Genomic DNA, 22,808 nt, shown 5'->3' with positions numbered 1-22,808 from the left:
GGCGGGCTCGCCGTCTCGCAGACCGGCACGCAGGCGGCGATCGCCAAATTGCCGGCCGAAGTGACGCTGGCTTTCGCACCGCAGGGCAACAGCATCGACCGCTGGATGAAGGCGGCCCGGCAGAGCGGGCACGAGATCGTCATGCAGATACCGCTCGAGCCCTTCGACTATCCGAACGTCAATCCGGGCCGCAACACGCTGACGGTCTCGGCGAGCCCGGACGAGAACCTGAAGAGCCTGTACTGGGCGCTGTCCAGGACGACCAACTATACCGGCGTCATGAACTATATGGGCGCGCGCTTCTCGGCCGATGCGAACGCGATGGGACCGTTCATGGCCGAGCTCGGCAGGCGCGGCCTTGCCTATGTCGACGACGGCTCGTCCGCGCGGAGCCTGGCGCCCGACCTCGCGCTGAAGGACGGCGTCCCGTTCGTGGCCGGCGACATGGCGATCGACGCGGTGCAGGACCGCGGCGAAATCCTCAAGAAGCTGGACAGCCTCGAGGCGACCGCGCGGGCCAAGGGCAGCGCCGTCGGCATCGGCTCGGCTTTCGATATCACCATCGACACGGTGACGTCCTGGATCGCCGAGGCGAAGAAGCGCGGCATCGAGATCGTGCCGATTTCCGCTGTCGCCATCGATCCCCAGAAAGGCTAATCATCGGCTTCTCGCCGATGCCGGAACCCGGAAATGTCCAAGAAGATGATCGATCCCGAGACGTTGCCTTATCGTCCCTGCGTCGGGCTTGTGATCCTCAACCACGCCGGGCTGGTCTGGGTCGGTCATCGCATCGCCGAGCCGGACAGCGAGTTTTCCGGCACGACGAAACTCTGGCAGATGCCGCAGGGCGGTATCGACGAGGGCGAGGAGCCGCTTAACGCGGCGGAGCGGGAGCTTTACGAGGAAACCGGCATGCGCAGCGTGTCGCTGCTTGCCGAGGCGCCGCATTGGATCAACTACGACCTGCCGCCGCATCTGGTCGGCGTCGCCTTCAAGGGGCGCTACCGTGGCCAGACGCAGAAATGGTTCGCCTACCGTTTCGAGGGCGACGAAAGCGAGATTGAGATCAATCCGCCGCCCGGCGGCCACAAGGCCGAATTCGATCAATGGGCATGGCGGCCGATGCGGGAACTGCCCGACCTCATCGTGCCGTTCAAGCGCCAGGTCTACGAGCAGGTGGTGGCGGCGTTCCAACATCTCGCCGGCTAGAGACAGCTGGCCACTACTACCACGGTTGCCGCGCCGGCACCGGCGTCCTAATGATTGCCTTTGATGCAATGAGGGGGTCGCCATGAATGACGACACCGGACGCGGTTTTCTGGCTGTAGCAAATGGCGCCAGCGATTCGACGGTCAGCGAAGCGGCGGCCGGTGCGATCCTGACCATCGATCTCGGCGCCATCCGCGAGAACTACCGGCGGCTCAAGGTGCGGCTGGCGGGGGTGCGTTGCGCGGGCGTGCTCAAGGCGGACGGCTATGGTCTCGGCGCGGCGCAGGTGGCGTCGGCGCTGATCAGGGAAGGTTGCGGCATCTTCTTCGTCGCGCTGCCCGGCGAGGGCATCGCGCTGCGCAAGGCGCTTGGGCCAGGACGCGACATCTTTGTCCTCAACGGCCTGCCGCCGGGCTCCGAATCGGAGGCGGTCGCGGCCGGACTTCACCCCGTCATCAACAGCGCCGCTCAGCTGAAAGCGTGGCGCGAAGCGGCGCGTGCCACCGGTCGAAAGCTGCCGGCCGCGGTCCAGGTCGACAGCGGCATGTCGCGGCTCGGCATGCCGCCGGCCGAAGTCGCCGCACTCGCGAAGGACGCTTTCGACGGCATCGATATCCGCATCGCGATGAGTCATCTCGCTTGCGCCGACGAGCCGCGCAATCCCGCCAACGAAGCACAACGGCTCGCGTTCGAGCGGCTGCGCGGGATGCTGCCCAAGGCACCGGCCTCGCTCGCTAACTCGTCCGGCATCTTCCTTGGATCGCCTTACCACCACGACCTGGCCCGCCCCGGTGCGGCGCTCTACGGCATCAACCCGACCCCGGGCGAGGCCAACCCGATGCAGCCGGTGGTACGGCTGCAGGCCAAAGTGGCGCAGACGCGCAGCGTCCAAGACGGTGCCGGCATCGGCTACGGCCACACCCATCACGCGCGCGGACCGCTCAGGCTGGCCACGATCTCGCTCGGCTATGCCGATGGCTGGCACCGGCGCGCGGCTTCGGCCGCATGGTTCGAGGGCGTGCGGCTGCCTTTCGTCGGGCGTGTTTCGATGGATTCGATCATCCTCGACATCTCAGCGCTTCCGGCCGGCAGGCTGGACGAGGGCGACCTCGTCGAGCTCATCGGCCCGTCGCAAAGCCTCGACGACGCGGCCGCGCATGCCGGCACCATCGGCTACGAGGTGCTGACCAGCCTCGGTGCGCGCTTTCACCGCCGCTACATCGGAGGCTAAAGCCGTATCGCATTGACGAGGCTCCAGGCAGCGCGCTCAAACCTTTGATATGCGTGTCGTTTTCCCAAAGCAGCCTGCACGCTTTCGGGCGACATGTGCCAGGGAGCCCTTGGCGGAGCCGGCAAAATCCGGCAGACAGAAAGCGACGATCCGGGCCCCTTCGGCGGCATGATCGGCTTTGAGGGAGCATAGAATGAAAGTCCTGGTGCTGGGCGGCGGCGTGATCGGGATCACCACCGCTTACTTCCTTTCCGAGACCGGCCACGAAGTCACGGTCATCGACCGGCAGCAGGGGCCGGCGCTGGAAACCAGCTTCGCCAATGCCGGCGAAGTGTCGCCCGGCTATGCTTCGCCATGGGCCGGGCCCGGCATCCCGGTCAAGGCGGTCAAATGGCTCTTGATGAAATACGGTCCGCTGGTGGTGCGGCCGGCCTTCGATCCGCATATGTGGACGTGGCTCATCAAGATGCTGCGCAACTGCACGGCCGAGCGCTATGCGCTCAACAAATCGCGAATGGTGCCTTTGGCCGAGTACAGCCGCGACACGCTGAAGGCGCTGCGTGCCGCGGCCGGCATCAGTTATGACGAGCGGGCCAAGGGAACGCTGCAGCTCTTCCGCAAGCAGAAGCAGCTCGACGGCACCGGCGGCGATGTCGAGGTGCTGAAGAAATACGGCGTTCCCTATGAGGTGCTCGACCGGGACGGCTGCATCGCCGCCGAGCCGGCGCTGGCCGGCGTGCGGGAAAAATTCGTCGGCGGGCTGAGATTGCCCGGCGATGAAACCGGCGACTGCAAGATGTTCACCGACAGGCTGGCCGAGCTTTGCGTGGCGCGCGGCGTCACCTTCGAATACGGCACGACCATCCGGCGCGTCGTCAGGAACCGCAACCGCGTCATCCAGGTCGGCACCGACAAGGGCTGGCGGACGGCGGACGCCTATGTGATGGCGCTGGGCAGCTATTCGGCCCCCTTCATGCGCAAGATGAAGCGGCCGATCCCGGTCTATCCGGTCAAGGGCTATTCGATCACCGTGCCGATCACGGATGCCGCGGCAGCGCCGGTGTCGACGATCATGGACGAGACCTACAAGGTGGCGATCACCAGGCTCGGCGATCGCATCCGGGTCGGCGGCACGGCGGAGATTTCGGGCTTCGACCTTCGCCTGCATGAATCGCGCCGCCGCACGCTCGAGCATTCGGTCGGCGACTTGTTCCCGGGCGGCGGCGACCTCAAGGCGGCGACGTTCTGGTGCGGCTTGCGGCCGATGACGCCGGACGGACCGCCGCTGGTCGGACAGAGCGAGCTGTCCAATCTCTATCTCAACACCGGCCACGGCACGCTGGGCTGGACCATGGCCTGCGGCTCGGCCAAGGTGCTTTCCGACATCATGTCCAACCGTGTGCCGGAAATCAACGCGCTCGACCTCAGCCCGGATCGTTACATCAAGGCTTGACCTCAGAAGGCCTGCCTGACCCACGCTCCGCTGAACAGCGGCCGGTAGGCCCAGCCAATCGTGACATTGGTGGCTACCGGCTGCGAATGGGCGAGATAGTCGTCATAGATCGGCTTCATGCGGCGGTAGAAAGACGGATCGAGCACCACATGCCGTTCTCCGAGTCGTGGAAGAAGCTGCGGTTGTTGAGGTTGACCGAGGAGATGGTCACCAGGCGCTGATCGATCATCATGATCTTCGAATGCAGCACCACGTCGGGTGCCTTGAATTCGCGGATGTCGATGCGGTCGCCGTATTTCTCGACGAACAGCTTGTTGAGCGCGGTGAGAAAGCGGCCGCCGATGTCGCCCCTGAGGTCGATGCGGCCGACGACGTCGATCCTGACGCCGCCGGCCAGCGCCCGGTCGAACGCCCTGGCGAGGCTGGGCGTCAGATTGAGATAGGGATTGACGATCTCGATCCGGTGCTCGGCGGTGTCGATCAGCTCGACGAAGTAGTTTTCGAGCGCGTGGCCGTCCTCGTAGGGCACGGAAACGAAATGCCGCGCCACGCCCTGCGGACGACCGTCGGAACGAACGGGGATGGAAAACGGCCGCGACAGGTTGGTGTCGGCATCGCGCAGCCAGACGGTCGACAGATGCGCGGCGAGTGTTGCGACCGTCGCCTGGTCGGCGATCTCGATGTCGAAGTCGCTCCAGTTGGAATAGTAGTTGAGCGAAAAGCCGTCGGTCCTGCCGTATTGCTGCAGCTCGGGATAGCGCGACAGGTCGATCATTGTGGATGTCGCGCCAGTCGCGACCGAAGCGGCCGGTGCCGTTCGTGCGATCGAGCGCATCGATCCGGCTTTGGGCAAGCAACGCCTCGAACCGTTTTTCATAGGTGGCATTGCCATTGTCCGCGAAGTAATGAGCGCTGGCGATTTCGGCGCCGCTGCCGTCCGCCGAGATGGGCGGACGCGCACAGGTCTCGTCGCCCGGAAAGAAAGCGCAGGCCGAATGGCCCGGTATGCCGGCGCAACCGGCCAGCGCGATCAACGCCAGGCCAAGCAGCAGCCCTGTCACGACGGCTCCTGGCCTCACCCGGTCGCCCCATTCATCGCCTTGAGCTGCGCGGGGTCGCGCGGCGGCATGAAGCCCTGCGGGAAGACCTTGCAGACCGGAAGCGCGAAGGTGGCGATCAAGAGCTCGGCCTCGCCGCGCATCTTCCTTGGCGCGGCCTTGTCATCGCGGATCGTCCTTGCCGAGGCGATCAGCGCGCCGTCGCAGTCGCAATGATTGTGACGGGCGATGTAGCAGGCGTCGTGGATCCGGCAGGCGGCGTCGAGCCGGTCGACCGGCCTGGCCGAGAGATCGCCGGTGCGGGTTCCCGGCCCGCAATAATTGCCGAAGACGAAAGGCGAGGGACGGGCCATCGCGTAGCGGATCGGCTTCGGCAGTTCCGCTTCGGGAACCTTGGCCCACGGGTTGGCACAGTCGGAGAGGCAAAGCAGCGGCAGGATGGCAAGAATGGCTCGCATGTCTGCGCCGGCTTTCCGATATTCCCCCTCGCCATGGCACGGCGAAGCGCTGGTGCCACACTCGCCGACTTTGTGGCAAGCGCAAGGCGGCATGGCGCGCCGGTTGTGCTATCGTCGGTGCGGCGGGGAGGGCGGTGCGATGCGCGCTTTTGTTTTGGCTGCGGGATGTCTGATCTGCGCCTCGGCACTTGCCGCGGACAAAACAGTTCACGACACGGATCACGGCTTTTCGCTCACCTATCCCGAGGGATGGACGAGCGAAAGTACGTCCAGCGATTCCATACGGCTCAAGGTCAAATCCGGCGAAAAGGGCCTGACCTGCAGGGTGTCGGAAAATCTCTACGATCCGACCGCCCCGGACAATCCGCCCGATCCCAGGGCCTTCGTCGAGAAGGACTGGTCGCTGGACGACTGGCAGACACTGATCGGCGCGGCCTTCGGTTCGGCGAGTTTCAGCAACGACAGGCTGGCGCGATTCCCGGACGGCTATCCGGTGCGGGTGGCCGACATGGATTTCCGGCTCGGCGACGGCAATGCCAGCTTCTACGGCCATGCCAGGATCGCCATTTCGATACGCAGCGACCGCTACGGTTTCGTCACCTGCGGGCTGATGGGCGACAGCGCCGAGGAAACCGCCCGGATGTGGGCGCCGCTCGCTGACGAAACCGAGAAGGTTGTGAACTCATTCGTGCTGGATCCGCCCTGAAAGCGGATCTAAAGCGCGTCGCTCTGAAACAGATTCAGGCGACGCGCTTCAGGTTTGTTTTTATGCATGTCGTCTTCCCAAAACCGCTGCACAATTTTGGGCGACATGCATCAAACGAACAACCCCTTTTCCCGCTCCACCGCCTTGGTGATGAAATTGGCGACCAATTGGACGCGGCGCAGCGGCCTCACCGATTCGTGATAGACCAGCCAATAGGCGCGCCGAATGGGCGCCACGATGTCGACCGGCACCAACTCCGGCATCGACCGGGCGACGAAGGTGTGCAGGATGCCGATGCCGGCGCCGGAGCGCACGGCTTCCGCCTGGCCGAGCGCGGAGGAGATGGCGAAGCTCGAGCGCCAGTCAGGGCTGAACTCGGCGGCGTAGTCGAGCGAGGGGCTGACGATGAGATCGGGCACGTAGCCGATCAGCGTGTGCCGGCCGAGATCGGCTGCCGTCCTCGGCAGGCCGTTCGCCTCCGCATAGGCGCGGGAGGCGAACAGCCCGAGCGTATAGTCGACCAGCTTTCCCGCCACCAGCCGGCCTTCGGTCGGCCGTTCGACGGTGATGGCGATATCGGCCTCGCGCCGCGACAGCGAGAAGGAACGCGGCACCGGCACCAGCTGGATGGTGAGCTCGCGGTGGAGCGCGGTCAGCTCGCCGAGCCGCTTGGCGAGGAAAGCGACGCCAAAACCGTCGGGAGCGCCGATGCGCACGGTGCCGGACACGTCGTCGCCCTCGCCGGCAATGGTCGAGCGCGCGGCGATCATATCGCCTTCCATGCGCTCGGCGATGTCGAGGAAACGCTCGCCTGCGGGCGTCAGCTCGCTGCCGGTGGTCAGGCGGCGGAAGAGTTTTGTGCGCAGCGCGTCCTCGAGCGCCGCGATGCGGCGCGAGACGGTGGCGTGATTGAGCTCAAGGCGCTTCGCCGCGCCGAGGATCTGGCCGGCGCGCGCCACGGCGAGAAAGATGCGCACGTCATCCCAGTTCATGGGGAGGGTCCACGCTAATCGTGAGCGTCGCGTTCCCGCCAACCCCCCTCTGTCCTGCCGGACATCTCCCCCGCAAGGAGTGAGATCGGATGTCGCGTCGGCTTTCGCCAATCTCCAACATCGCAGAAAGGGCGGTAAGGCCGAAGCTGCCAATCTCCCCCCTCGCGGGGGAGATGTCCGGCAGGCCAGAGGGGGGTGTGAAGGAACTCAACCTTCAATCCTTTTCAACGATCGAGCAAACCTGCCATTTGCGGCAATTAATGCACAGTCAATGGCCGTTGTCTATTTTCCGCACAACGGTTGCGTTTTGGCTCGCGTTGCCATCGCCGCCGCAAAGGCGGACAATGCCTCATGACCAAACAGGGAGAGAAACCATGATCGAATACGGTCATTTCATCGGCGGCAAGCGCGTCGCCGGCACCAGCGGCCGCAAGCAGGATGTCATGCAGCCGATGGACGGTTCCGTGCGCGCCACGGTGGCGCTGGCCTCGGCGCAGGAACTGCGCGCCGCGGTCGAGAATGCCAAGGCAGCGCAACTCAAATGGGGAGCCACCAACCCGCAGCGCCGCGTGCGCGTGCTGATGAAGTTCCTCGAGCTGGTCCAGCGCGACTATGACGAACTGGCCGACATCCTGGCGCGCGAGCATGGCAAGACCATTGCCGACGCGCGCGGCGACATCCAGCGCGGCCTCGAAGTGGTCGAGGTCTGCATCGGCGCGCCGCACATGATGAAGGGCGAGTTCACCGATGGCGCCGGCCCGGGCATCGACACCTATTCGATGCGCCAGCCGCTCGGCGTCGTCGCCGGCATCACGCCGTTCAACTTCCCCGCCATGATCCCGCTGTGGAAGATCGCTCCGGCGATCGCGTGCGGCAATGCCTTCATCCTGAAGCCGTCGGAGCGCGATCCGGGCGTGCCGATCCGCATCGCAGAGCTGTTCATCGAGGCCGGCCTGCCGGAAGGCGTGCTGAACGTCGTCAACGGCGACAAGGAAGTGGTCGACGCCATCCTCGACGATCCGGACATCAAGGCCGTCGGCTTCGTCGGCTCGACGCCGATCGCGCAGTACATCTATGCGCGCGGCTGCGCGGCCGGCAAGCGCGTGCAGTGCTTCGGCGGCGCCAAGAACCACATGATCATCATGCCCGACGCCGACATGGACCAGACGGTCGATGCGCTGGTCGGCGCCGGCTACGGCTCGGCGGGCGAGCGCTGCATGGCGATCTCTGTCGCCGTGCCGGTCGGCAACGACACCGCCAACCGGCTGATGGAAAAGCTGGTGCCGCGCGTCGAAAGCCTTAAGGTCGGTCCGTCGACGGACTCTTCCGCTGACTTCGGTCCGCTGGTGACGGCGCAGGCACTGGAGCGCGTGAAGGGCTATGTCGACATCGGCGTCAAGGAAGGCGCCAAGCTGGTCGTCGACGGCCGCGGCTTCAAGATGCAGGGCTATGAGAACGGCTACTATATGGGCGGCTGCCTGTTCGACAACGTGACGGCCGACATGCGCATCTACAAGGAAGAGATTTTCGGGCCGGTGCTCTCGGTGGTGCGCGCGCCGACCTACGAGAACGCCATCAAGCTCGCCAACGAGCACGAGATGGGCAACGGCGTCGCCATCTTCACCCGCGACGGCGACGCGGCGCGCGACTTTGCTTCCAGGGTCCAGGTCGGCATGGTCGGCGTCAACGTGCCGATCCCGGTGCCGATCGCCTACTACACCTTCGGCGGCTGGAAGGCGTCGTCCTTCGGCGACCTCAACCAGCATGGTCCGGATGCGTTCCGCTTCTACACCAAGACCAAGACGGTCACCTCGCGCTGGCCGTCCGGCATCAAGGACGGCGCGGAATTCGTCATCCCGACGATGAACTGACCGGACAAAGTCCAACATTTGAGAAAGCGCGACGCAAGCCGCGCTTTCTTTTTGGAACCCACGAGGGGAGGCTATTTGGCCTCCCCTCCATTCATAGCAGGCAAACTTTGTCGCGCCTCCGGGTGCGTCCCATCAAAGTTCAGCGCAACTTTAGGTACATGACTTTCGACGCAGCGCGTCCTGGGAGCATCTGCGAATTCTAATAATTCCGTCGCCGTGTGATGGAACCAACACACCATCATCCGCCTTAGGCTGTATTCCTGCCGTGTGCAGGCCAATCAAACAGCGCCGGTGGCAGCCGGGGTTCGCGTCTGGCGCGAGGAGGTGTCAGATGACACGATGCCTTTTGACGACAGTGTTCCTTGCGGCGATTGCAGTGTCAGCCGCAACCGCTCAGGCCAATGCGGCCGCGCAATGCGCTCCACGCGCCGACATCATCAAGGCACTCGGCGACAAGTTCCACGAGAGCGAAGCAGGACGCGGGCTGATCAATCCGAACGTCGTGCTCGAGATTTTCGTTTCCGACCAGGGCAGTTGGACTGTGCTGGCCTCCGATACCAAGGGCCAGAGCTGCATCCTGTCCGTCGGCGAGGGCTGGGACAGCCCTACGATCGCGGCAGCCATGCCGGGCGCTTGAACATCGAGGATGCCGGGCCGAGCGTCTTGCCACGGTTTTTGCGCGAAGGCCGACCCAGATGCCCTCCAGTAGCGCCGCTTGTTTACCGGGCGCAGCTTCACCATATCGAATGCAGGGAGTGATAAATCTCCCTGCGACAGACCGGAAACCAGAAGGAGTGACGCGATGAAGACGTCGAATCCGGCCTGGAGCGTTCCGGCACACTGAGGTGGCCGAATGTGCCTCCCTTGCCGGAATGCGAAGGCGAAGGAGGTGCCCCATGGCACGCGTATTTTCGTTCCGATGGATCAAACTGGCGGCGGTTGGCGCCGTGATGGCGCTGTCGTCTTTCCCCGCGCAGGCGCAAGTCATCTGCGGCGGCCATGACTATCTGGTCTCGAGACTGGCGGCGACCTTTGAGGAGAAGCGGCTGGGGTACGGCGTGGCCGGAGAAGTGGCCATCTTCGAGGTGTTTGTGTCGGCGAGCGGAACCTGGACCATCCTGATGACCGACGTCAAAGGCCAAAGCTGCATCCTGGCGGCGGGCGACGGATGGGAAGACACGCTGGCCACCGCGGTCCGGCAGCCGGGTGGCTGAGCCGAGCAATTCCAGGAGAAACGGAGCAGTTCAGCGAAGGCTGAACTGCTCCGGTCAGCGCGTCGCGGCCACCTCGGCGTGGCCGCGCAGCAGCGCCATCAGTTTCTTGGCATCCTTGGCGGCGGCTTCCTCGTCGCCGTCGAGGATCGAGCGGATCAGCGCGACATGATGCTCGGCCGATTCCGCTAAGCCGGTGTCTGCCTTGTAGCGGAACCAGAAGCGCCGGCTATGCGTCTGCAGGGGTGCGGCCACGCGCGCTGCGAAGGGATTGTCGGCGGCAATCGCCAGCGCTTCGTCGAGCTGCTTGTCGGCCTGGATGAAGGCAAGCACGTTGCCGGAGATCACCGCCTTCTGCATGGCAAGGGCCGCCTCGTGAAAAAGGTCGGCGGCCTCGCGGGTGACGAAGCGAGCGGCGGAGCGGGCGAGCACCACCTCGACGCCGCGCCTGGCGTCGATGACGCGCAGCCAGTCGCCGGGGTGGAGCGGCGCGACCGCGATCCCGGCGCGTGGCCTGATATCCAACAGGCCTTCCCAGGCAAGCCTCTGGATCGCCTCGCGCACCGGGGTGCGCCCGAGACCCAGCCGCTCGATCAGAGCGCCTTCGGTGACGAAGCTCGACGGCGCCAGCTCGAGGGTTACGATCATGTGCTCCAGCGCGCGATAGGCCTTGGTCGCCGCCGGTTCGAAGGTCGTGTTGGTCTCAATGGATATCAGCGGGGAGATCAATGACAGGCTCCTGATATATTTTTCATATATCATAACGGATTCAGCGTTGACAGGTACTCTTAATAGATATACGGCTGATATATCAGAAGAGGAATAGCCATGTGGGCCGGAGTTTTCCCCGCAGTCACGACCAAATTCACCACCGACGACCGCCTTGACCATACCGAGATGGAGCGCTGCTATGGGCTGCAGATGGAGGCCGGCTGCGACGGCATCATCGTCTGCGGCTCGCTCGGCGAAGGGCCGATGCTGTCGCATGACGAGAAGATCGAGGTGCTGAAGACGGCTCAGAAGGTCGCCGGCAACAAGCCGGTGCTTCTGACCGTCAACGAGCCCGGCACCCGCGAGGCGGCAAGCATCGCGCGCCGCGCCGCCAAGGAAGGCGCCAATGGCCTGATGGTGGTGCCGAGCCCAATCTACCACACCGACCGGCAAGAGACGGTCGCCGCACTGCGCGCCGTGGCCGAAGCCGGCGACCTGCCGGTCATGATCTACTCCAACCGGCTCGCCTATCGCGTCGACGTCACCGTCGACCTGATGGAGGAGCTGGCATCGGACAAGCGCTTCGTGGCCATCAAGGAATCGTCCGACGACATCCGCCGCTCGACCGAGATCATCAATCGCCTCGGCGACCGCTACGACCTCTTCACCGGCGTCGACAACCTCGCCTTCGAGGCGCTGTCGGTCGGCGCCATCGGCTGGGTGGCCGGCCTCGTCACCGCCTTCCCACGCGAGACCGTCGCCATCTACCAGCTGATGAAGCAAGGCCGCCGCGAGGAGGCGCTGAAGATCTACCGCTGGTTCCGGCCGCTGCTCGACCTCGATGTCTCGACCTATCTGGTCCAAAACATCAAGCTTGCCGAAGTGCTGGCGATCGATACCAATGACCGCGTTCGCATGCCGCGCCAGCCGTTGTCGGGCGAGCGCCGCAAGGCGGTGGAAAAGATCGTCAAGGATGCGCTGGCCATGCGGCCGCAACTGCCGGCGGATTTTTCTCGATCGGTGGAGAGCATGGCAGCGGCCGAGTAAGGGGCAGCATTCGCGTGCAGGGAAATTCCGAAGAGGGGCACCGCCCCTCATCCGCCCTCCGGGCACCTTCTCCGCGTGAACGGGGAGAAGGTGAAGACATCGCCATCATAGGCGGCGGCATCATCGGCATCTGCGCCGCGGTCTACCTCGCCGAGGCGGGGCGCGGGGTCACCATTTTCGACCGCACCGGCATCTGCGAGGAGACGAGCTCCGGCAACGCCGCCGCCTTCGCCTTCTCCGACGTGCTGCCGCTGGCGCATAAGGGCATGATCAGGCAATTGCCGAAATGGCTCGCCGATCCGCTCGGGCCTCTCGCCATCCCACCAGCCTATCTGCCCAAGCTCCTTCCCTGGCTTTTCCGCTTCTGGCGCGCGGGTGCCGCCAAGCACTACGAGGCAAGCCTCGCGGCGCAGGCCGGCATGATGAAGCTCGCCGAGGCCGAATGGATGGGCCTGCTCGACCGCTCCGGCACGAGGCCGATGCTGCGCGAGGACGGCTCGCTGGAACTCTACGAAAGCGAGGCCGAGTTCCGCGCCGCGCTGCCGGGCTGGGCGGAGCGCGAGCGCTTCGGCATCGGCTTCCGCCATGTCGAGGGGGAGGAGATGGCTGCCCTGCAGTCGGGTCTCGCGCCACGCTTCGTCAAGGGCACCTTCGTGCCGAGCTGGAAGACGGTCGCCGATCCGAAGCTGCTCGGCAAGGCGGTCTGGGCCTATGCGGAGAAGCTCGGCGCCCGCTTCGAGCATGCGCGCATCGAGCGTATCGAGGCCGGAACAAATGGCGCCACGCTCACGCTTGCCGACGGCACGATCCGAAAGACGAAGCAACTTGTCATCGCCGCCGGCGCCTGGTCGCACCTTCTGGCCAAAGATCTCGGCGACCGCATCCCGCTGGAGACCGAGCGCGGCTACAACACCACGCTGCCGCTGTCGGCCTTCGACGTGAAACGGCAGCTGATCTTTTCCGGGCACGGCTTCGTCATCACACCGCTGGAAACGGGCTTGCGCGTCGGCGGCGCCGTCGAGCTCGGCGGCATCGAACGGCCGCCAAATTTCCAGCGCTCGAAGGCGATGCTGGAAAAAGCCAGGCGTTTCCTGCCCGGGCTCGATCCGTCGGGCGGCCGCGAGTGGATGGGCTTTCGCCCGTCGCTGCCGGATTCGCTGCCGGTCATCGGCCGGGCGCGGGCGCCGAACGTCTTCTACGCTTTCGGCCACGGCCATCTCGGCCTGACCCAAGCGGCTGCGACCGGCCGCTTGATCCGAGATCTCGTTCTCGGGCAGACGCCGCTCGATCTCTCTCCGTTCCGCCCGCAACGGTTCTGACAATTCTCCAGAATTCTGATATTTCAGGGAGCCATCATGGCCAAGAAATCCTTCTTCTGCATCGACGGCCACACCTGCGGCAATCCTGTCCGGCTGGTCGCCGGCGGCGGGCCGCTGCTTGAAGGCGCGACGATGATGGAACGGCGGGCGCATTTCCTCGCCGAGTATGACTGGATCCGCACCGGGTTGATGTTCGAGCCGCGCGGCCATGACGTGATGTCGGGCTCGATCCTCTATCCGCCGACGCGGGAGGAGTGCGATATCGCCATCCTCTTCATCGAGACCTCGGGGTGCCTGCCGATGTGTGGCCACGGCACCATCGGCACCGTGACGATGGCGATCGAGCACGGACTGGTGAAGCCGAAGACGCCGGGCGTGCTCAAGCTCGACACGCCGGCGGGCCTGGTCGTCGCCGAATACAAACAGGTCGGCGAATATGTCGAGGAGGTGCGCATCACCAACGTGCCGTCCTTCCTCTACGCCGAAGGGCTGACGGTGGAATGCCCCGTGCTTGGCGAGATCAGGGTCGACGTCGCCTATGGCGGCAATTTCTACGCCATCGTCGAGCCGCAGGAGAACTACCGCGACATGGCCGACCATTCGGCCGGCGACCTCATCGCCTGGAGCCCGGTGGTGCGCCAGCGCCTCAACGAGAAATACTCATTCGTGCATCCGGAGAACCCCGGCATCAACCGGCTGTCGCACATGCTGTGGACCGGCAAGCCGAGAGATGCCGAGGCCGATGCGCGCAACGCCGTCTTCTATGGCGACAAGGCGATCGACCGCTCGCCTTGCGGCACCGGAACTTCGGCGCGGATGGCGCAGCTCCACGCCAAGGGCAAGCTCAAGGCGGGCGACAGCTTCGTGCATGAATCGATCATCGGCTCGCTGTTCAAGGGCAGGGTCGAAAGAGAGGTCAGCGTCGCCGGCAAGCCGGCGATCATCCCCTCGATCGGCGGCTGGGCGCGCATGACCGGATTGAACACCATCTTCATCGACGATCGCGATCCGTTCGCGCATGGGTTCATTGTCACCTGATGCTGTCAAAGGTCGAGAGCGTCACGCAGTTTCGCCATCGGTCGAAACCTGATCGCGGAACCAGTCGGCAAATGTGATTTCGGCGGTCGAAGGCTGCGCCGACATGGTGAGAAAGTAGCCCTTGTCCCTGTCGGTCGCGATATCGGAGACGACAACGAGATCGCCGCGCCGCAACTCCTCGCGAAAGACCTCGATCGGGCATAGGGCGACGCCGTGGCCGGCAATAACGGCCGTCGCCAGTATATTGAAATCAGCAAAGACAGGCCCGTTGCCGACATCGGCTCCGGCCATGCCGGCTTGCGAGAACCAGTCGCGCCAGCCCTGACGAGTCTCGTCATGCAAAAGGTCCGCCGCGGCAATATCCGCCGGCGTGCCAAGCTGGCCTTTGCGGGCGAGGTAGTGCGGGCTGCAGGCGGGCCGGCTGATGCGGGAAAAGAGGCTGAGGCTGGCAGCCCCTGGAGATGGATCGGCGCCGAGGGTGATCAGGATATCGTTGTCGTCGTCCTCGAGCCGGTCTTCGGCTTTCGCATAGGCGACACGGATCGCAATCTCGGGGTGGCGAGCAGTAAAGTCCGAAAGGCGCGGGACCAGCCACCGGCTGGCAATGGATGGGATGCAGCCCACGGACAGCGACGCAGCAACTGCGTTCCTGCGGATACGCCGGCAGGCGGCGGCAAGGTCGGAAAGCGCCGCCGTCGCCGAGGCCTGCAGGGCAAGCCCGGCGTCGGTCAAGCGAACCTTGCGGGCATCCCTGTGGAACAAGGGCACGCCGAGCCATTCCTCCAGCCGCCTGATCTGATGGCTGATCGCCGGATGGGTGACATGCAGCTCCTCGCCCGCAGCCGAAAAGCTGAGATGGCGCGCAGCGGCCTCGAAAGCGCGAATGGCGTTCAGCGGCAAATAGTCCATCTGTAAATTTTTCTAATGCATTGGGCGAAAATCGGTCATTTGAACTTCGCCGCGGCTTACGACATTTCTTGAACCCTGCTTCGAAGTTAGCGGATCGAAGCGCCGAAAACCATACAGTCCGAGAGCATATTCGGCTTTCGGTGCAAACCACAGGAAAGAGATGCCATGTTCACCAGGCAGTTAGCTGATGTAGAAAAAACTGACTTCTTCGTCGACTGGGGCAATGGCACAAGCCATCGGTTGCTCACCCAGCGGGACGGCATGGGATTCACGGTCTGTCACACCGTTGTGCGGGCCGGCAGCGAGTCGCGGCTTCAATATCGCCGCCATCTGGAAGCCTGCTATTGCATTTCCGGCAGCGGTGAAGTCGAAGATATGTCCGGCGCGATCCATCGCATCGAGACCGGCACGATTTACGTTCTCGATGCCCATGACGATCACTACCTTCGCGCCGATGCAGCCGGCGACATGGTGCTGGTCAGCGTCTTCAATCCGCCCCTCAACGGCACCGAGAAGCATACCCTCAACGGAGACGGAGGATCTGCTTACTGACCTTTTGCGCAGGCGCTGTTCTTCGGGAGCGGTCCAGCTTTTTGATAGAATCGCCGACCCGCTCCACGTATGTTTTCATCGACCGCTTCATCACCGCGCAGCAGGCCGGCGCCTATAAGCAGGCCCGGCAGATCTTCGATTTCGCCCGCAAAGCGCTTGGCGTCGACCGCGGCGATATCGTCCACTTCTGTGCCAGTCCCCCATCTCGATCTCGCGGCCGCCCGTGATCTCGGATTCCGCACTATGCGGATCGACAGAGGGACTGGCCGCAAACCGCTGCCCGACTACGTGCCGAACGCTGTTTTCCGACACTCGATCCTATGCCGCCCTTCCTGGGGTCGACCATCTTAGGCGAAGGAGAATGTCGACAGTTGCGGCGCGCTGTCGCATGGCTGTCACACTGATGGGAATCCTGACCCTACGCGATGCGCAGGGCCGCAAAACGGACCGACTCCATTGACGCAAGAAATCCGCACTTCAACTTATTTTGACGGCAATTTCTTCGAAATGGCGGGCATGATACGGCTGAATCGTCAAAGACATTGCGTTGTGCCAATGATAGGGTCCGCGATAGTCCAGGGGCTGGGTGCGAAAAAACGGGCAATCGGGTGGCGTGCTTCCAAACCACGCCCGGCGATTGAAGAATCACGTTGCAATCCGGGCTCGAAACTTTACGACTAAGGGAAATACGAAAAGGAGTGCGACCCGGGAACGGTCGACATTCCAGGGGAGCCGCATAACTATGCAGTACTTCGTCCAGCAGCTTATCAACGGGCTGACGCTGGGATCTATCTACGGGCTGATCGCGATCGGCTATACGATGGTCTACGGCATCATCGGCATGATCAATTTCGCCCATGGCGACATCTTCATGGTCGGCGCCTTCACAGCCCTCATCGTCTTCCTGATCCTCGGCGCGCTGTTCTATTCCGTGCCTGTCGTGGTGGCGCTCCTGATCATGATGATCGTGGGCATGCTGCTCACCAGCCTCTACAACTGGACGATCGAGAAGGTGGCCTACAGGCCGCTGCGCGGCTCGTTCCGGCTGGCGCCGCTGATCACCGCCATCGGCATGTCGATCGCGCTGTCCAACTTCGTGCAGGTCACGCAAGGGCCGCGCAACAAGCCGATCCCGCCGCTGGTCAGCCAAGTCTATACCATCGACGGCATCAGCGTCTCGCTGAAGCAGATCATCATCGTGCTGGTCACCGCCGTGCTGCTGGCGATCTTCTGGTATCTCGTCAACAGGACGGCATTGGGACGGGCGCAGCGCGCCTGCGAGCAGGACCGCAAGATGGCAGCGCTGCTCGGCGTCGACGTCGACCGCACCATCTCCATCACCTTCATCATGGGCGCGGCGCTTGCCGCGGTCGCCGGCACGCTGTTCCTGATGTATTACGGCGTGGTGGTCTTCTCCGACGGCTTCGTGCCGGGCGTGAAGGCCTTCACGGCGGCGGTGCTCGGCGGCATCGGCTCGCTTCCAGGCGCGGTGCTTGGCGGGTTGCTGATCGGCTTCATCGAGAGCATGTGGTCGGCCTATTTCTCGATCGACTACAAGGACGTCGCCGCCTTCTCGATCCTGGCGATCGTGCTCATCTTCCTGCCATCCGGCATCCTGGGCCGGCCTGAAGTCGAAAAGGTCTGATCCCATGGCGGTTACCGTATCTCCGGAGCGCGACGTCGTCGCCACTCCCGTCCAACGCGCTTTCCGCGAAGCGCTCTATGCCGGCGCCATCGCGCTCGGCCTGTTCGTGCTGTTCATCGGTCTGAGAACAGACCAGAACATCAGCAACGAACTGATCCTGGTGCGGCGCTGGGGCCTGCTTGCCCTGGTGGTTGTCCTCACCGCTGTCGGACGCTTCCTTTATGTCGCTTATGCTCAACCCTTCGCGGCCAGCCTAAAGGTCGCCGATGTTGCCACCGGCCTGCTGCCGGAGAGTATGGCGACGCGCTTCTTCCGGCTTCCGTATTTCATTGCGGCCATCGTCATAGCGTTTGCACTTTTGGTGTTGGCCGGTTCGCTCGATGGACTGCTGGGGCCGGACCTTGCCGGCTATGCGCGGTTCCTGCGGGCGCTGGCCATTATCTATGCCGTAGCTTCTGTGATGTTTTACTTCCGCAGCTTCATTCATGCTCACTTCTCGGCATTGGGCGTCAGTGCGCTGGCGTTGTACCCGGTCATCGTCGTCCTTACGCTTGCGCTATATACAGGATCTGTAGCTGGGGGGTTCCAAGGCTCGCTGAAGTGGGTCGATAATTTCGGCATCCAGATCCTGATCTATGTGATGCTGGCCTGGGGGCTGAACATCGTCATCGGGTTGGCCGGACTGCTCGATCTCGGCTACGTCGCCTTCTATGCGGTCGGCGCCTATGCCTACGCGCTGCTCGGCACGCATTTCGGCCTGTCGTTCTGGATCCTGCTGCCGGCCGCCGGCTGCATGGCCGCCTTCTGGGGCGTCATGCTCGGCTTTCCGGTGCTGAGGTTGCGCGGCGACTATCTGGCGATCGTGACGCTCGCCTTCGGCGAGATCATCCGCCTTGTGCTGATCAACTGGCGCGAGGTGACCAACGGCTCGGCCCGCATATCCGGCATCCCGAAAGTCTCCTTCTTCGGCCTGATGTCGTTCAACGTCTCTGACCCGAACTACATCGCCAAGGTGCTGAACATCGCCACATCGAGCGCCTACTACAAGATCTTCCTTTACTATCTGATCCTCGGACTCTGTCTTTTGACCGCCTTCGTTACCATCAGGCTGCGCCGGCTGCCGGTCGGCCGTGCCTGGGAAGCGCTTCGCGAGGATGAGATCGCCTGCCGCTCGCTCGGCATCAACACCACCACCACCAAGCTGACCGCGTTCGCCACCGGCGCCATGTTCGGCGGCTTCGCCGGCTCGTTCTTCGCCGCCCGGCAAGGCTTCGTCAGCCCTGAATCCTTCGTCTTCCTGGAATCGGCGATCGTCCTTGCCATCGTCGTGCTCGGCGGCATGGGCTCGCTGGCCGGCATCGCCGTGGCGGCGCTGGTGATGATCGGCGGCACCGAGGCGCTGCGCGAACTCGACTTCCTGAAGCGGGTCTTCGGTCCCGATTTCACGCCGGAACTCTACCGCATGCTGCTGTTCGGCATGGCCATGGTGATCGTCATGCTGTGGAAGCCGCGCGGCTTCGTCGGCAGCCGCGAGCCGACCGCCTTCCTCAAGGAGCGAAAAACGGTCTCAGGTTCCTTCACCAAGGAGGGCCATGGCTGATGAACGCGCAAGCTTCCGCAGACGATCTCATCCTGCAGGTCGAGCACCTGTCGATGAAGTTCGGCGGCCTGGTCGCCATCGGCGACCTGTCCTTCCAGGCCAGGCGCGGCGAGATCACCGCGCTGATCGGGCCGAACGGCGCCGGCAAGACGACTGTGTTCAACTGCATCACCGGCTTCTACAAGCCCACCGAGGGTATGATCACGCTGAACAAACGTGACGGCTCGACCTATCTGCTCGAGCGCCTGCCCAACCACGAGATCCCGGCGCGCGCCAATGTGGCGCGCACCTTCCAGAACATCCGCCTGTTCTCTGGCATGACGCTGCTCGAGAACCTGCTGGTCGCCCAGCACAACAAGCTGATGAAGGCCTCGGGCTACACCTTCCTCGGCCTGTTCGGCTTCCCGAGCTATCGCCAGGCCTCGGCCGAATCGATCGATCTCGCCAGGCACTGGCTGGAGAAGGCCGACCTCGTCGACCGCGCCGACGATCCGGCCGGCGACCTGCCATACGGCGCGCAGCGTCGGCTGGAGATCGCGCGCGCCATGTGCACCGGGCCGGAGCTTCTGTGCCTCGATGAGCCGGCCGCAGGCCTCAATCCGAGAGAGTCGGCGGCGCTCAACGAACTCTTGATGGACATCAAGAACAGCACGTCGATCCTGCTGATCGAGCACGACATGTCGGTGGTCATGCAGATCTCCGACCATGTCGTCGTGCTCGAATATGGCCGCAAGATCTCTGACGGCAATCCGCAGTCGGTCCGCACCGACCCGCGCGTCATCGCCGCCTATCTCGGCGTCGACGACGAGGAGGTCGAAACCGTGCTCACCGAAGTCGGCGACGAGGATGTCATCGAGCAGCTCGATACCGGACCGGACGCGGCGCATGGGCCGGGCAATTCCGCTTCGATGATGGCGGGGCCGGTTTCCGATACTGTCGAACACGCGGACGAAGGCGAGCGGGTCACGGTATCGAAAGGCGCCTCGAAAGCGGCTCAGGTCGACGCGCGCTCGGCGTCTGTCGCCGGCAAGCCCGCTCCGGTAGCCAAGAAGGCCGCGAAGGTCAGCACCGCAAAAGCAGCGCCGAAGAAAACGGCCGCCAAGGCTGCAGCCGCGAAAGCCGACAGCGCCTCGAAGGGTAAGCAAGCGGCGGCCAAGCCCGCAGCGGGCAAGCGTGGGGGGCGTAAGTAATGGCCGGCACAATGCTGCTCGATATCAAGGGCGTGCAGACCTATTATGGCAACATCCGCGCGCTGAACGGTGTCGACGTCACCGTCAACCAGGGTGAGATCGTGGCGCTGATCGGCGCCAACGGCGCCGGCAAGTCCACGCTGATGATGACCATCTTCGGCGCGCCGCGCGCCCGCGCCGGCACCATCACCTTCGCCGGCACCAACATCACGCAGATGCCGACGCATGAGATTGCGCGGCTGCGCATCGCCCAGTCGCCGGAAGGACGCCGCATCTTCCCGCGTATGACGGTGATGGAAAACCTGCAGATGGGTGCCAGCATCGACAACCTCAAGCACTTTGACGAGGATGCCGAGAAGGTGTTCGCACTGTTCCCGCGGCTTAAGGAGCGCATCAACCAGCGCGGCGGCACGCTTTCGGGCGGCGAGCAGCAGATGCTGTCGATCGGACGCGCGCTGATGGGGAGGCCGAAGCTGCTCCTGCTCGACGAGCCGTCGCTTGGATTGGCCCCGCTGATCGTCAAGCAGATCTTCGACGCCATTCGCGAGCTCAACAGGTCGCAGGGGCTGACCGTGTTCCTGGTCGAGCAGAACGCCTTCGGCGCGCTCAAGCTCGCCAATCGCGGCTACGTCATGGTCAACGGCAATGTGACGATGAGCGGCACCGGCAAGGACCTGCTCGCCAATCCGGAAGTGCGCGCCGCCTATCTCGAAGGCGGGCATCACTAAGAGGGGGTTCTTCATCATGCAAGGCATTCTCTACGAAGAGGCCTCGATCTGGCATTTCCTGTTCGTCACGGGCCTTCTCGGCGGCGGGGCAGCATGGATGACCGGCAAAGCCGTGGCCCAGACCTGGGGCACCTACGTCCGGCTGTTCCTTTACATGCTTGGCCTCGGCATCGGGGTAAGGTTCATCCATCATGCCCTGTTCGATGGCACGATGTTCTCGCTGCATTATTACATCGTCGATACCATCGTACTGATGATATTCGGCTTCCTCGGCTATCAATACACGCGCACCAACCAGATGGTCACACAATATAATTGGCTCTACGAACGAGCTTCCCTATTGAGCTGGAAACCGAAGGGTTGAGGTTCATGCTTAACGTCGTTTCAGGGATGAATCGGCGTGACAAGTGCCTGAAAATCGGCATTCTATGCTTTCTGCGATAAGGGTGGGCATCGCATGAAAGTGTCATCCACGCCCACTCCGTAAATGGGAGCGTTTCAATGAAAAAATCACTTTTGTCCGCCGTGGCGCTGACCGCGTTCATCGCGTTCAGCGGCAGCGCGTGGGCCGACATCCTGATCGGCGTCGCCGGTCCGATCACCGGCCCGAACGCCGCCTTCGGCGCGCAGCTGCAGAAGGGCGCGGAACAGGCGGTCGCCGACATCAACGCGGCGGGCGGAATCAACGGCCAACAGCTCAAGCTCGAGATCGGCGACGACGTCTCCGATCCCAAGCAGGGCATCTCGGTCGCCAACAAGTTCGTCGCTGACGGCGTCAAGTTCGTCGACGGCCACTTCAACTCGGGCGTGACCATTCCCGCGTCGGAAGTCTATGCCGAAAACGGCATCCTCGTGATGACGCCGGCCGCAACCAATCCGAAGCTCACCGAGCGCGGCCTGTGGAACACCTTCCGCACCTGCGGTCGCGACGACCAGCAGGGCAAGGTGGCGGGCGACTACATCGCCAAGAACTTCAAGGACGCCAAGATCGCCATCATCCACGACAAGACGCCTTACGGCCAGGGCCTCGCGGACGAGACCAAGAAGAACCTGAACGCCAACGGCATCACGGAAGTGATGTATGAAGGCGTGAACGTCGGCGACAAGGACTTCTCGGCCCTCATCGCCAAGATGAAGCAGAACGGCGTCACCCTGATCTATTGGGGCGGTCTGCACACCGAAGCCGGCCTGATCATCCGTCAGTCTGCCGACCAGGGCCTGAAGGCGCCGCTGTTCTCGGGCGACGGCATCGTCTCCAACGAACTGGCCTCGATCGCCGGCGACGCCGTTGCCGGCACGCTCAACACCTTCGCTCCGGATCCGCGCAAGAATCCGGCCGCCAAGGAAGTGGTGGAGAAGTTCCGCGCCTCCGGCTTCGAGCCGGAAGCCTACACGCTCTACTCCTACGCTGCCATCCAGATCATCTCCCAGGCTATCGCCAAGGTCGGCTCCGCCGACGATGCGCAGAAGGTTGCCGAGGTGATCAAGTCCGGCGGACCATGGAAGACGGCCATCGGCGAGATCGGCTATGACGCCAAGGGCGACATCACCCGCCCGGACTACGTCATCTACGAATGGAAGAAGGGCGAGGACGGCAAGTACGGCTACTTCGAGAAATAAGCCGGCAAACAGACGCCGACTTTTTTGGGATGCCCGGCGCTCAGCGCCGGGCATTTTCATTGGCGGATACTTCTTCCTCCCCTCGACCCCGACGAGAGCGCCGGCAAACCGTCCCTTGAACCGCCGAGCGGAAGAATAACGGCGTTTGGCGCAAACGAGCGATTTAAATCGTTTTAGCTGTCGCGCGATTTTGTTTGCGCTGCAGCATTTTCACGCTAATCATTGCGCCGTTCCTCACCTTCCGCTGCTGGAGCCCAGTC

22 protein-coding genes and 3 pseudogenes are annotated in these 22,808 nt (G+C 63.7%); 19 read left to right on the top strand and 6 right to left on the bottom strand.

Going from position 1 to position 22,808, the window contains the following annotated elements; translation table 11 throughout:
• The 4 genes from DH10_RS16675 to DH10_RS16660 form a co-directional block, all read left to right on the top strand.
• Positions 1-657, top strand: a 657-nt coding sequence (locus DH10_RS16675; RefSeq protein ID WP_192385008.1) for a divergent polysaccharide deacetylase family protein, incomplete at its 5' end; no start/stop codon positions are given.
• Positions 658-690: 33 nt separating this feature from the next.
• Positions 691-1,209 carry an RNA pyrophosphohydrolase gene (locus DH10_RS16670; RefSeq protein ID WP_192245668.1) on the top strand — a complete coding sequence of 173 codons (519 nt, stop codon included), beginning with the start codon at positions 691-693 and terminating at the stop codon, positions 1,207-1,209.
• 82 nt (positions 1,210-1,291) lie between these two features.
• A complete protein-coding gene (gene alr, locus DH10_RS16665; protein WP_192245670.1) occupies positions 1,292-2,440 on the top strand; it encodes an alanine racemase in 1,149 nt (382 codons plus the stop codon).
• A 193-nt stretch (positions 2,441-2,633) separates the two neighbouring features.
• A complete protein-coding gene (locus DH10_RS16660) occupies positions 2,634-3,893 on the top strand; it encodes a D-amino acid dehydrogenase (RefSeq protein ID WP_192245672.1) in 1,260 nt (419 codons plus the stop codon).
• Between the two features lie 2 nt (positions 3,894-3,895).
• Here DH10_RS16660 and DH10_RS37000 read toward each other — a convergent pair whose 3' ends face one another.
• The 3 genes from DH10_RS37000 to DH10_RS16650 form a co-directional block, all read right to left on the bottom strand.
• Positions 3,896-4,039 (bottom strand): hypothetical protein, encoded by a 144-nt coding sequence (locus DH10_RS37000; protein ID WP_246811575.1) that lies wholly within the window; start codon positions 4,037-4,039, stop codon positions 3,896-3,898.
• Positions 4,009-4,668, bottom strand: coding sequence for a phospholipase D-like domain-containing protein (locus DH10_RS16655; RefSeq protein ID WP_246505922.1), 660 nt, complete (start codon positions 4,666-4,668; stop codon positions 4,009-4,011). The genes DH10_RS37000 and DH10_RS16655 overlap by 31 nt, the downstream gene beginning before the upstream one ends.
• 300 nt (positions 4,669-4,968) lie before the next feature.
• Positions 4,969-5,409, bottom strand: a complete 441-nt coding sequence (locus DH10_RS16650; RefSeq protein ID WP_192245674.1) for a phospholipase A2 family protein — start codon at positions 5,407-5,409, stop codon at positions 4,969-4,971.
• A 139-nt stretch (positions 5,410-5,548) separates the two neighbouring features.
• Here DH10_RS16650 and DH10_RS16645 point away from each other — a divergent pair, with 139 nt between their 5' ends.
• Positions 5,549-6,115: a hypothetical protein gene (locus tag DH10_RS16645; RefSeq protein WP_192245676.1), complete on the top strand. Its 567-nt coding sequence runs from the start codon at positions 5,549-5,551 to the stop codon at positions 6,113-6,115.
• A gap of 110 nt (positions 6,116-6,225) precedes the next feature.
• Here DH10_RS16645 and DH10_RS16640 read toward each other — a convergent pair whose 3' ends face one another.
• Complete coding sequence (locus DH10_RS16640; RefSeq protein WP_192245678.1) at positions 6,226-7,107, bottom strand: LysR family transcriptional regulator; 882 nt, start codon at positions 7,105-7,107, stop codon at positions 6,226-6,228.
• Between the two features lie 374 nt (positions 7,108-7,481).
• On the opposite strand from DH10_RS16640, the gene DH10_RS16635 reads away from it, so the two are divergent.
• From DH10_RS16635 to DH10_RS16625, 3 genes are all read left to right on the top strand, one after another.
• On the top strand, positions 7,482-8,978 hold the full coding sequence (locus DH10_RS16635) for a CoA-acylating methylmalonate-semialdehyde dehydrogenase (protein WP_192245680.1): 1,497 nt from the start codon (positions 7,482-7,484) through the stop codon (positions 8,976-8,978).
• Between the two features lie 331 nt (positions 8,979-9,309).
• Positions 9,310-9,615, top strand: a complete 306-nt coding sequence (locus tag DH10_RS16630) for a hypothetical protein (RefSeq protein ID WP_192245682.1) — start codon at positions 9,310-9,312, stop codon at positions 9,613-9,615.
• Positions 9,616-9,874: 259 nt separating this feature from the next.
• On the top strand, positions 9,875-10,192 hold the full coding sequence (locus DH10_RS16625) for a hypothetical protein (RefSeq protein ID WP_192245684.1): 318 nt from the start codon (positions 9,875-9,877) through the stop codon (positions 10,190-10,192).
• 54 nt (positions 10,193-10,246) lie between these two features.
• Here DH10_RS16625 and DH10_RS16620 read toward each other — a convergent pair whose 3' ends face one another.
• Complete coding sequence (locus tag DH10_RS16620) at positions 10,247-10,951, bottom strand: GntR family transcriptional regulator (protein WP_246505923.1); 705 nt, start codon at positions 10,949-10,951, stop codon at positions 10,247-10,249.
• Between the two features lie 66 nt (positions 10,952-11,017).
• On the opposite strand from DH10_RS16620, the gene DH10_RS16615 reads away from it, so the two are divergent.
• Genes DH10_RS16615 through DH10_RS16605 form a run of 3 tightly spaced genes read left to right on the top strand, consistent with a single transcriptional unit; the run spans position 11,018 to position 14,304 of the window.
• Positions 11,018-11,947, top strand: coding sequence for a dihydrodipicolinate synthase family protein (locus DH10_RS16615; protein WP_192245686.1), 930 nt, complete (start codon positions 11,018-11,020; stop codon positions 11,945-11,947).
• A 14-nt stretch (positions 11,948-11,961) separates the two neighbouring features.
• Positions 11,962-13,266, top strand: a complete 1,305-nt coding sequence (locus DH10_RS16610; protein ID WP_192245688.1) for an NAD(P)/FAD-dependent oxidoreductase — start codon at positions 11,962-11,964, stop codon at positions 13,264-13,266.
• A gap of 36 nt (positions 13,267-13,302) precedes the next feature.
• Positions 13,303-14,304, top strand: coding sequence for a 4-hydroxyproline epimerase (locus tag DH10_RS16605; RefSeq protein ID WP_192245690.1), 1,002 nt, complete (start codon positions 13,303-13,305; stop codon positions 14,302-14,304).
• A gap of 21 nt (positions 14,305-14,325) precedes the next feature.
• Here DH10_RS16605 and DH10_RS16600 read toward each other — a convergent pair whose 3' ends face one another.
• The gene (locus DH10_RS16600; RefSeq protein WP_192245693.1) at positions 14,326-15,213 is read right to left on the bottom strand and encodes a LysR substrate-binding domain-containing protein; all 888 of its coding nucleotides are present in this window, start codon (positions 15,211-15,213) and stop codon (positions 14,326-14,328) included.
• A gap of 165 nt (positions 15,214-15,378) precedes the next feature.
• Here DH10_RS16600 and DH10_RS16595 point away from each other — a divergent pair, with 165 nt between their 5' ends.
• The 8 genes and pseudogenes from DH10_RS16595 to DH10_RS16560 all read left to right on the top strand — a co-directional run bounded on the left by DH10_RS16595 (position 15,379) and on the right by DH10_RS16560 (position 22,548).
• Complete coding sequence (locus DH10_RS16595) at positions 15,379-15,765, top strand: ectoine synthase (RefSeq protein ID WP_192245695.1); 387 nt, start codon at positions 15,379-15,381, stop codon at positions 15,763-15,765.
• A gap of 77 nt (positions 15,766-15,842) precedes the next feature.
• Positions 15,843-16,169: pseudogene (locus tag DH10_RS36995) on the top strand (HAD family hydrolase); the annotation flags it as partial.
• 338 nt (positions 16,170-16,507) lie between these two features.
• Positions 16,508-17,410, top strand: coding sequence for a branched-chain amino acid ABC transporter permease (locus DH10_RS16585; protein ID WP_192245700.1), 903 nt, complete (start codon positions 16,508-16,510; stop codon positions 17,408-17,410).
• Between the two features lie 88 nt (positions 17,411-17,498).
• Positions 17,499-19,010, top strand: a pseudogene (gene livM / locus DH10_RS16580) (high-affinity branched-chain amino acid ABC transporter permease LivM); the annotation flags it as partial.
• A pseudogene (locus DH10_RS16575) lies at positions 19,010-20,182 on the top strand (ABC transporter ATP-binding protein); the annotation flags it as partial. The pseudogenes livM and DH10_RS16575, both read left to right, overlap by 1 nt.
• Before the next feature lie 17 nt (positions 20,183-20,199).
• The gene (locus DH10_RS16570) at positions 20,200-20,928 is read left to right on the top strand and encodes an ABC transporter ATP-binding protein (RefSeq protein WP_192245704.1); all 729 of its coding nucleotides are present in this window, start codon (positions 20,200-20,202) and stop codon (positions 20,926-20,928) included.
• Positions 20,929-20,944: 16 nt separating this feature from the next.
• Positions 20,945-21,292 (top strand): DUF6867 family protein, encoded by a 348-nt coding sequence (locus tag DH10_RS16565; protein ID WP_192245706.1) that lies wholly within the window; start codon positions 20,945-20,947, stop codon positions 21,290-21,292.
• Positions 21,293-21,429: 137 nt separating this feature from the next.
• Positions 21,430-22,548, top strand: a complete 1,119-nt coding sequence (locus DH10_RS16560; RefSeq protein ID WP_192245708.1) for a branched-chain amino acid ABC transporter substrate-binding protein — start codon at positions 21,430-21,432, stop codon at positions 22,546-22,548.
• Positions 22,549-22,808: the final 260 nt, after the last annotated feature.

Source organism: Mesorhizobium silamurunense (genome assembly GCF_014843825.1).
Lineage (GTDB): Bacteria > Pseudomonadota > Alphaproteobacteria > Rhizobiales > Rhizobiaceae > Mesorhizobium > Mesorhizobium silamurunense.
The sequence above is the reverse complement of the archived record's forward strand: the minus strand, read 5'-3'. Positions and strand labels throughout refer to the sequence as shown.

What these genes read in the sequence shown, in the direction of transcription:
- DH10_RS16670 (WP_192245668.1), top strand. Translation starts at nt 691, where the DNA reads ATGTCCAAGAAGATGATCGATCCCGAGACGTTGCCTTATCGTCCCTGC.
- alr (WP_192245670.1), top strand. Translation starts at nt 1,292, where the DNA reads ATGAATGACGACACCGGACGCGGTTTTCTGGCTGTAGCAAATGGCGCC.
- DH10_RS16660 (WP_192245672.1), top strand. Translation starts at nt 2,634, where the DNA reads ATGAAAGTCCTGGTGCTGGGCGGCGGCGTGATCGGGATCACCACCGCT.
- DH10_RS16655 (WP_246505922.1), bottom strand. Translation starts at nt 4,668, where the DNA reads ATGATCGACCTGTCGCGCTATCCCGAGCTGCAGCAATACGGCAGGACC.
- DH10_RS16650 (WP_192245674.1), bottom strand. Translation starts at nt 5,409, where the DNA reads ATGCGAGCCATTCTTGCCATCCTGCCGCTGCTTTGCCTCTCCGACTGT.
- DH10_RS16645 (WP_192245676.1), top strand. Translation starts at nt 5,549, where the DNA reads ATGCGCGCTTTTGTTTTGGCTGCGGGATGTCTGATCTGCGCCTCGGCA.
- DH10_RS16640 (WP_192245678.1), bottom strand. Translation starts at nt 7,107, where the DNA reads ATGAACTGGGATGACGTGCGCATCTTTCTCGCCGTGGCGCGCGCCGGC.
- DH10_RS16635 (WP_192245680.1), top strand. Translation starts at nt 7,482, where the DNA reads ATGATCGAATACGGTCATTTCATCGGCGGCAAGCGCGTCGCCGGCACC.
- DH10_RS16630 (WP_192245682.1), top strand. Translation starts at nt 9,310, where the DNA reads ATGACACGATGCCTTTTGACGACAGTGTTCCTTGCGGCGATTGCAGTG.
- DH10_RS16625 (WP_192245684.1), top strand. Translation starts at nt 9,875, where the DNA reads ATGGCACGCGTATTTTCGTTCCGATGGATCAAACTGGCGGCGGTTGGC.
- DH10_RS16620 (WP_246505923.1), bottom strand. Translation starts at nt 10,951, where the DNA reads ATGATATATGAAAAATATATCAGGAGCCTGTCATTGATCTCCCCGCTG.
- DH10_RS16615 (WP_192245686.1), top strand. Translation starts at nt 11,018, where the DNA reads ATGTGGGCCGGAGTTTTCCCCGCAGTCACGACCAAATTCACCACCGAC.
- DH10_RS16605 (WP_192245690.1), top strand. Translation starts at nt 13,303, where the DNA reads ATGGCCAAGAAATCCTTCTTCTGCATCGACGGCCACACCTGCGGCAAT.
- DH10_RS16600 (WP_192245693.1), bottom strand. Translation starts at nt 15,213, where the DNA reads ATGGACTATTTGCCGCTGAACGCCATTCGCGCTTTCGAGGCCGCTGCG.
- DH10_RS16595 (WP_192245695.1), top strand. Translation starts at nt 15,379, where the DNA reads ATGTTCACCAGGCAGTTAGCTGATGTAGAAAAAACTGACTTCTTCGTC.
- DH10_RS16585 (WP_192245700.1), top strand. Translation starts at nt 16,508, where the DNA reads ATGCAGTACTTCGTCCAGCAGCTTATCAACGGGCTGACGCTGGGATCT.
- DH10_RS16570 (WP_192245704.1), top strand. Translation starts at nt 20,200, where the DNA reads ATGGCCGGCACAATGCTGCTCGATATCAAGGGCGTGCAGACCTATTAT.
- DH10_RS16565 (WP_192245706.1), top strand. Translation starts at nt 20,945, where the DNA reads ATGCAAGGCATTCTCTACGAAGAGGCCTCGATCTGGCATTTCCTGTTC.
- DH10_RS16560 (WP_192245708.1), top strand. Translation starts at nt 21,430, where the DNA reads ATGAAAAAATCACTTTTGTCCGCCGTGGCGCTGACCGCGTTCATCGCG.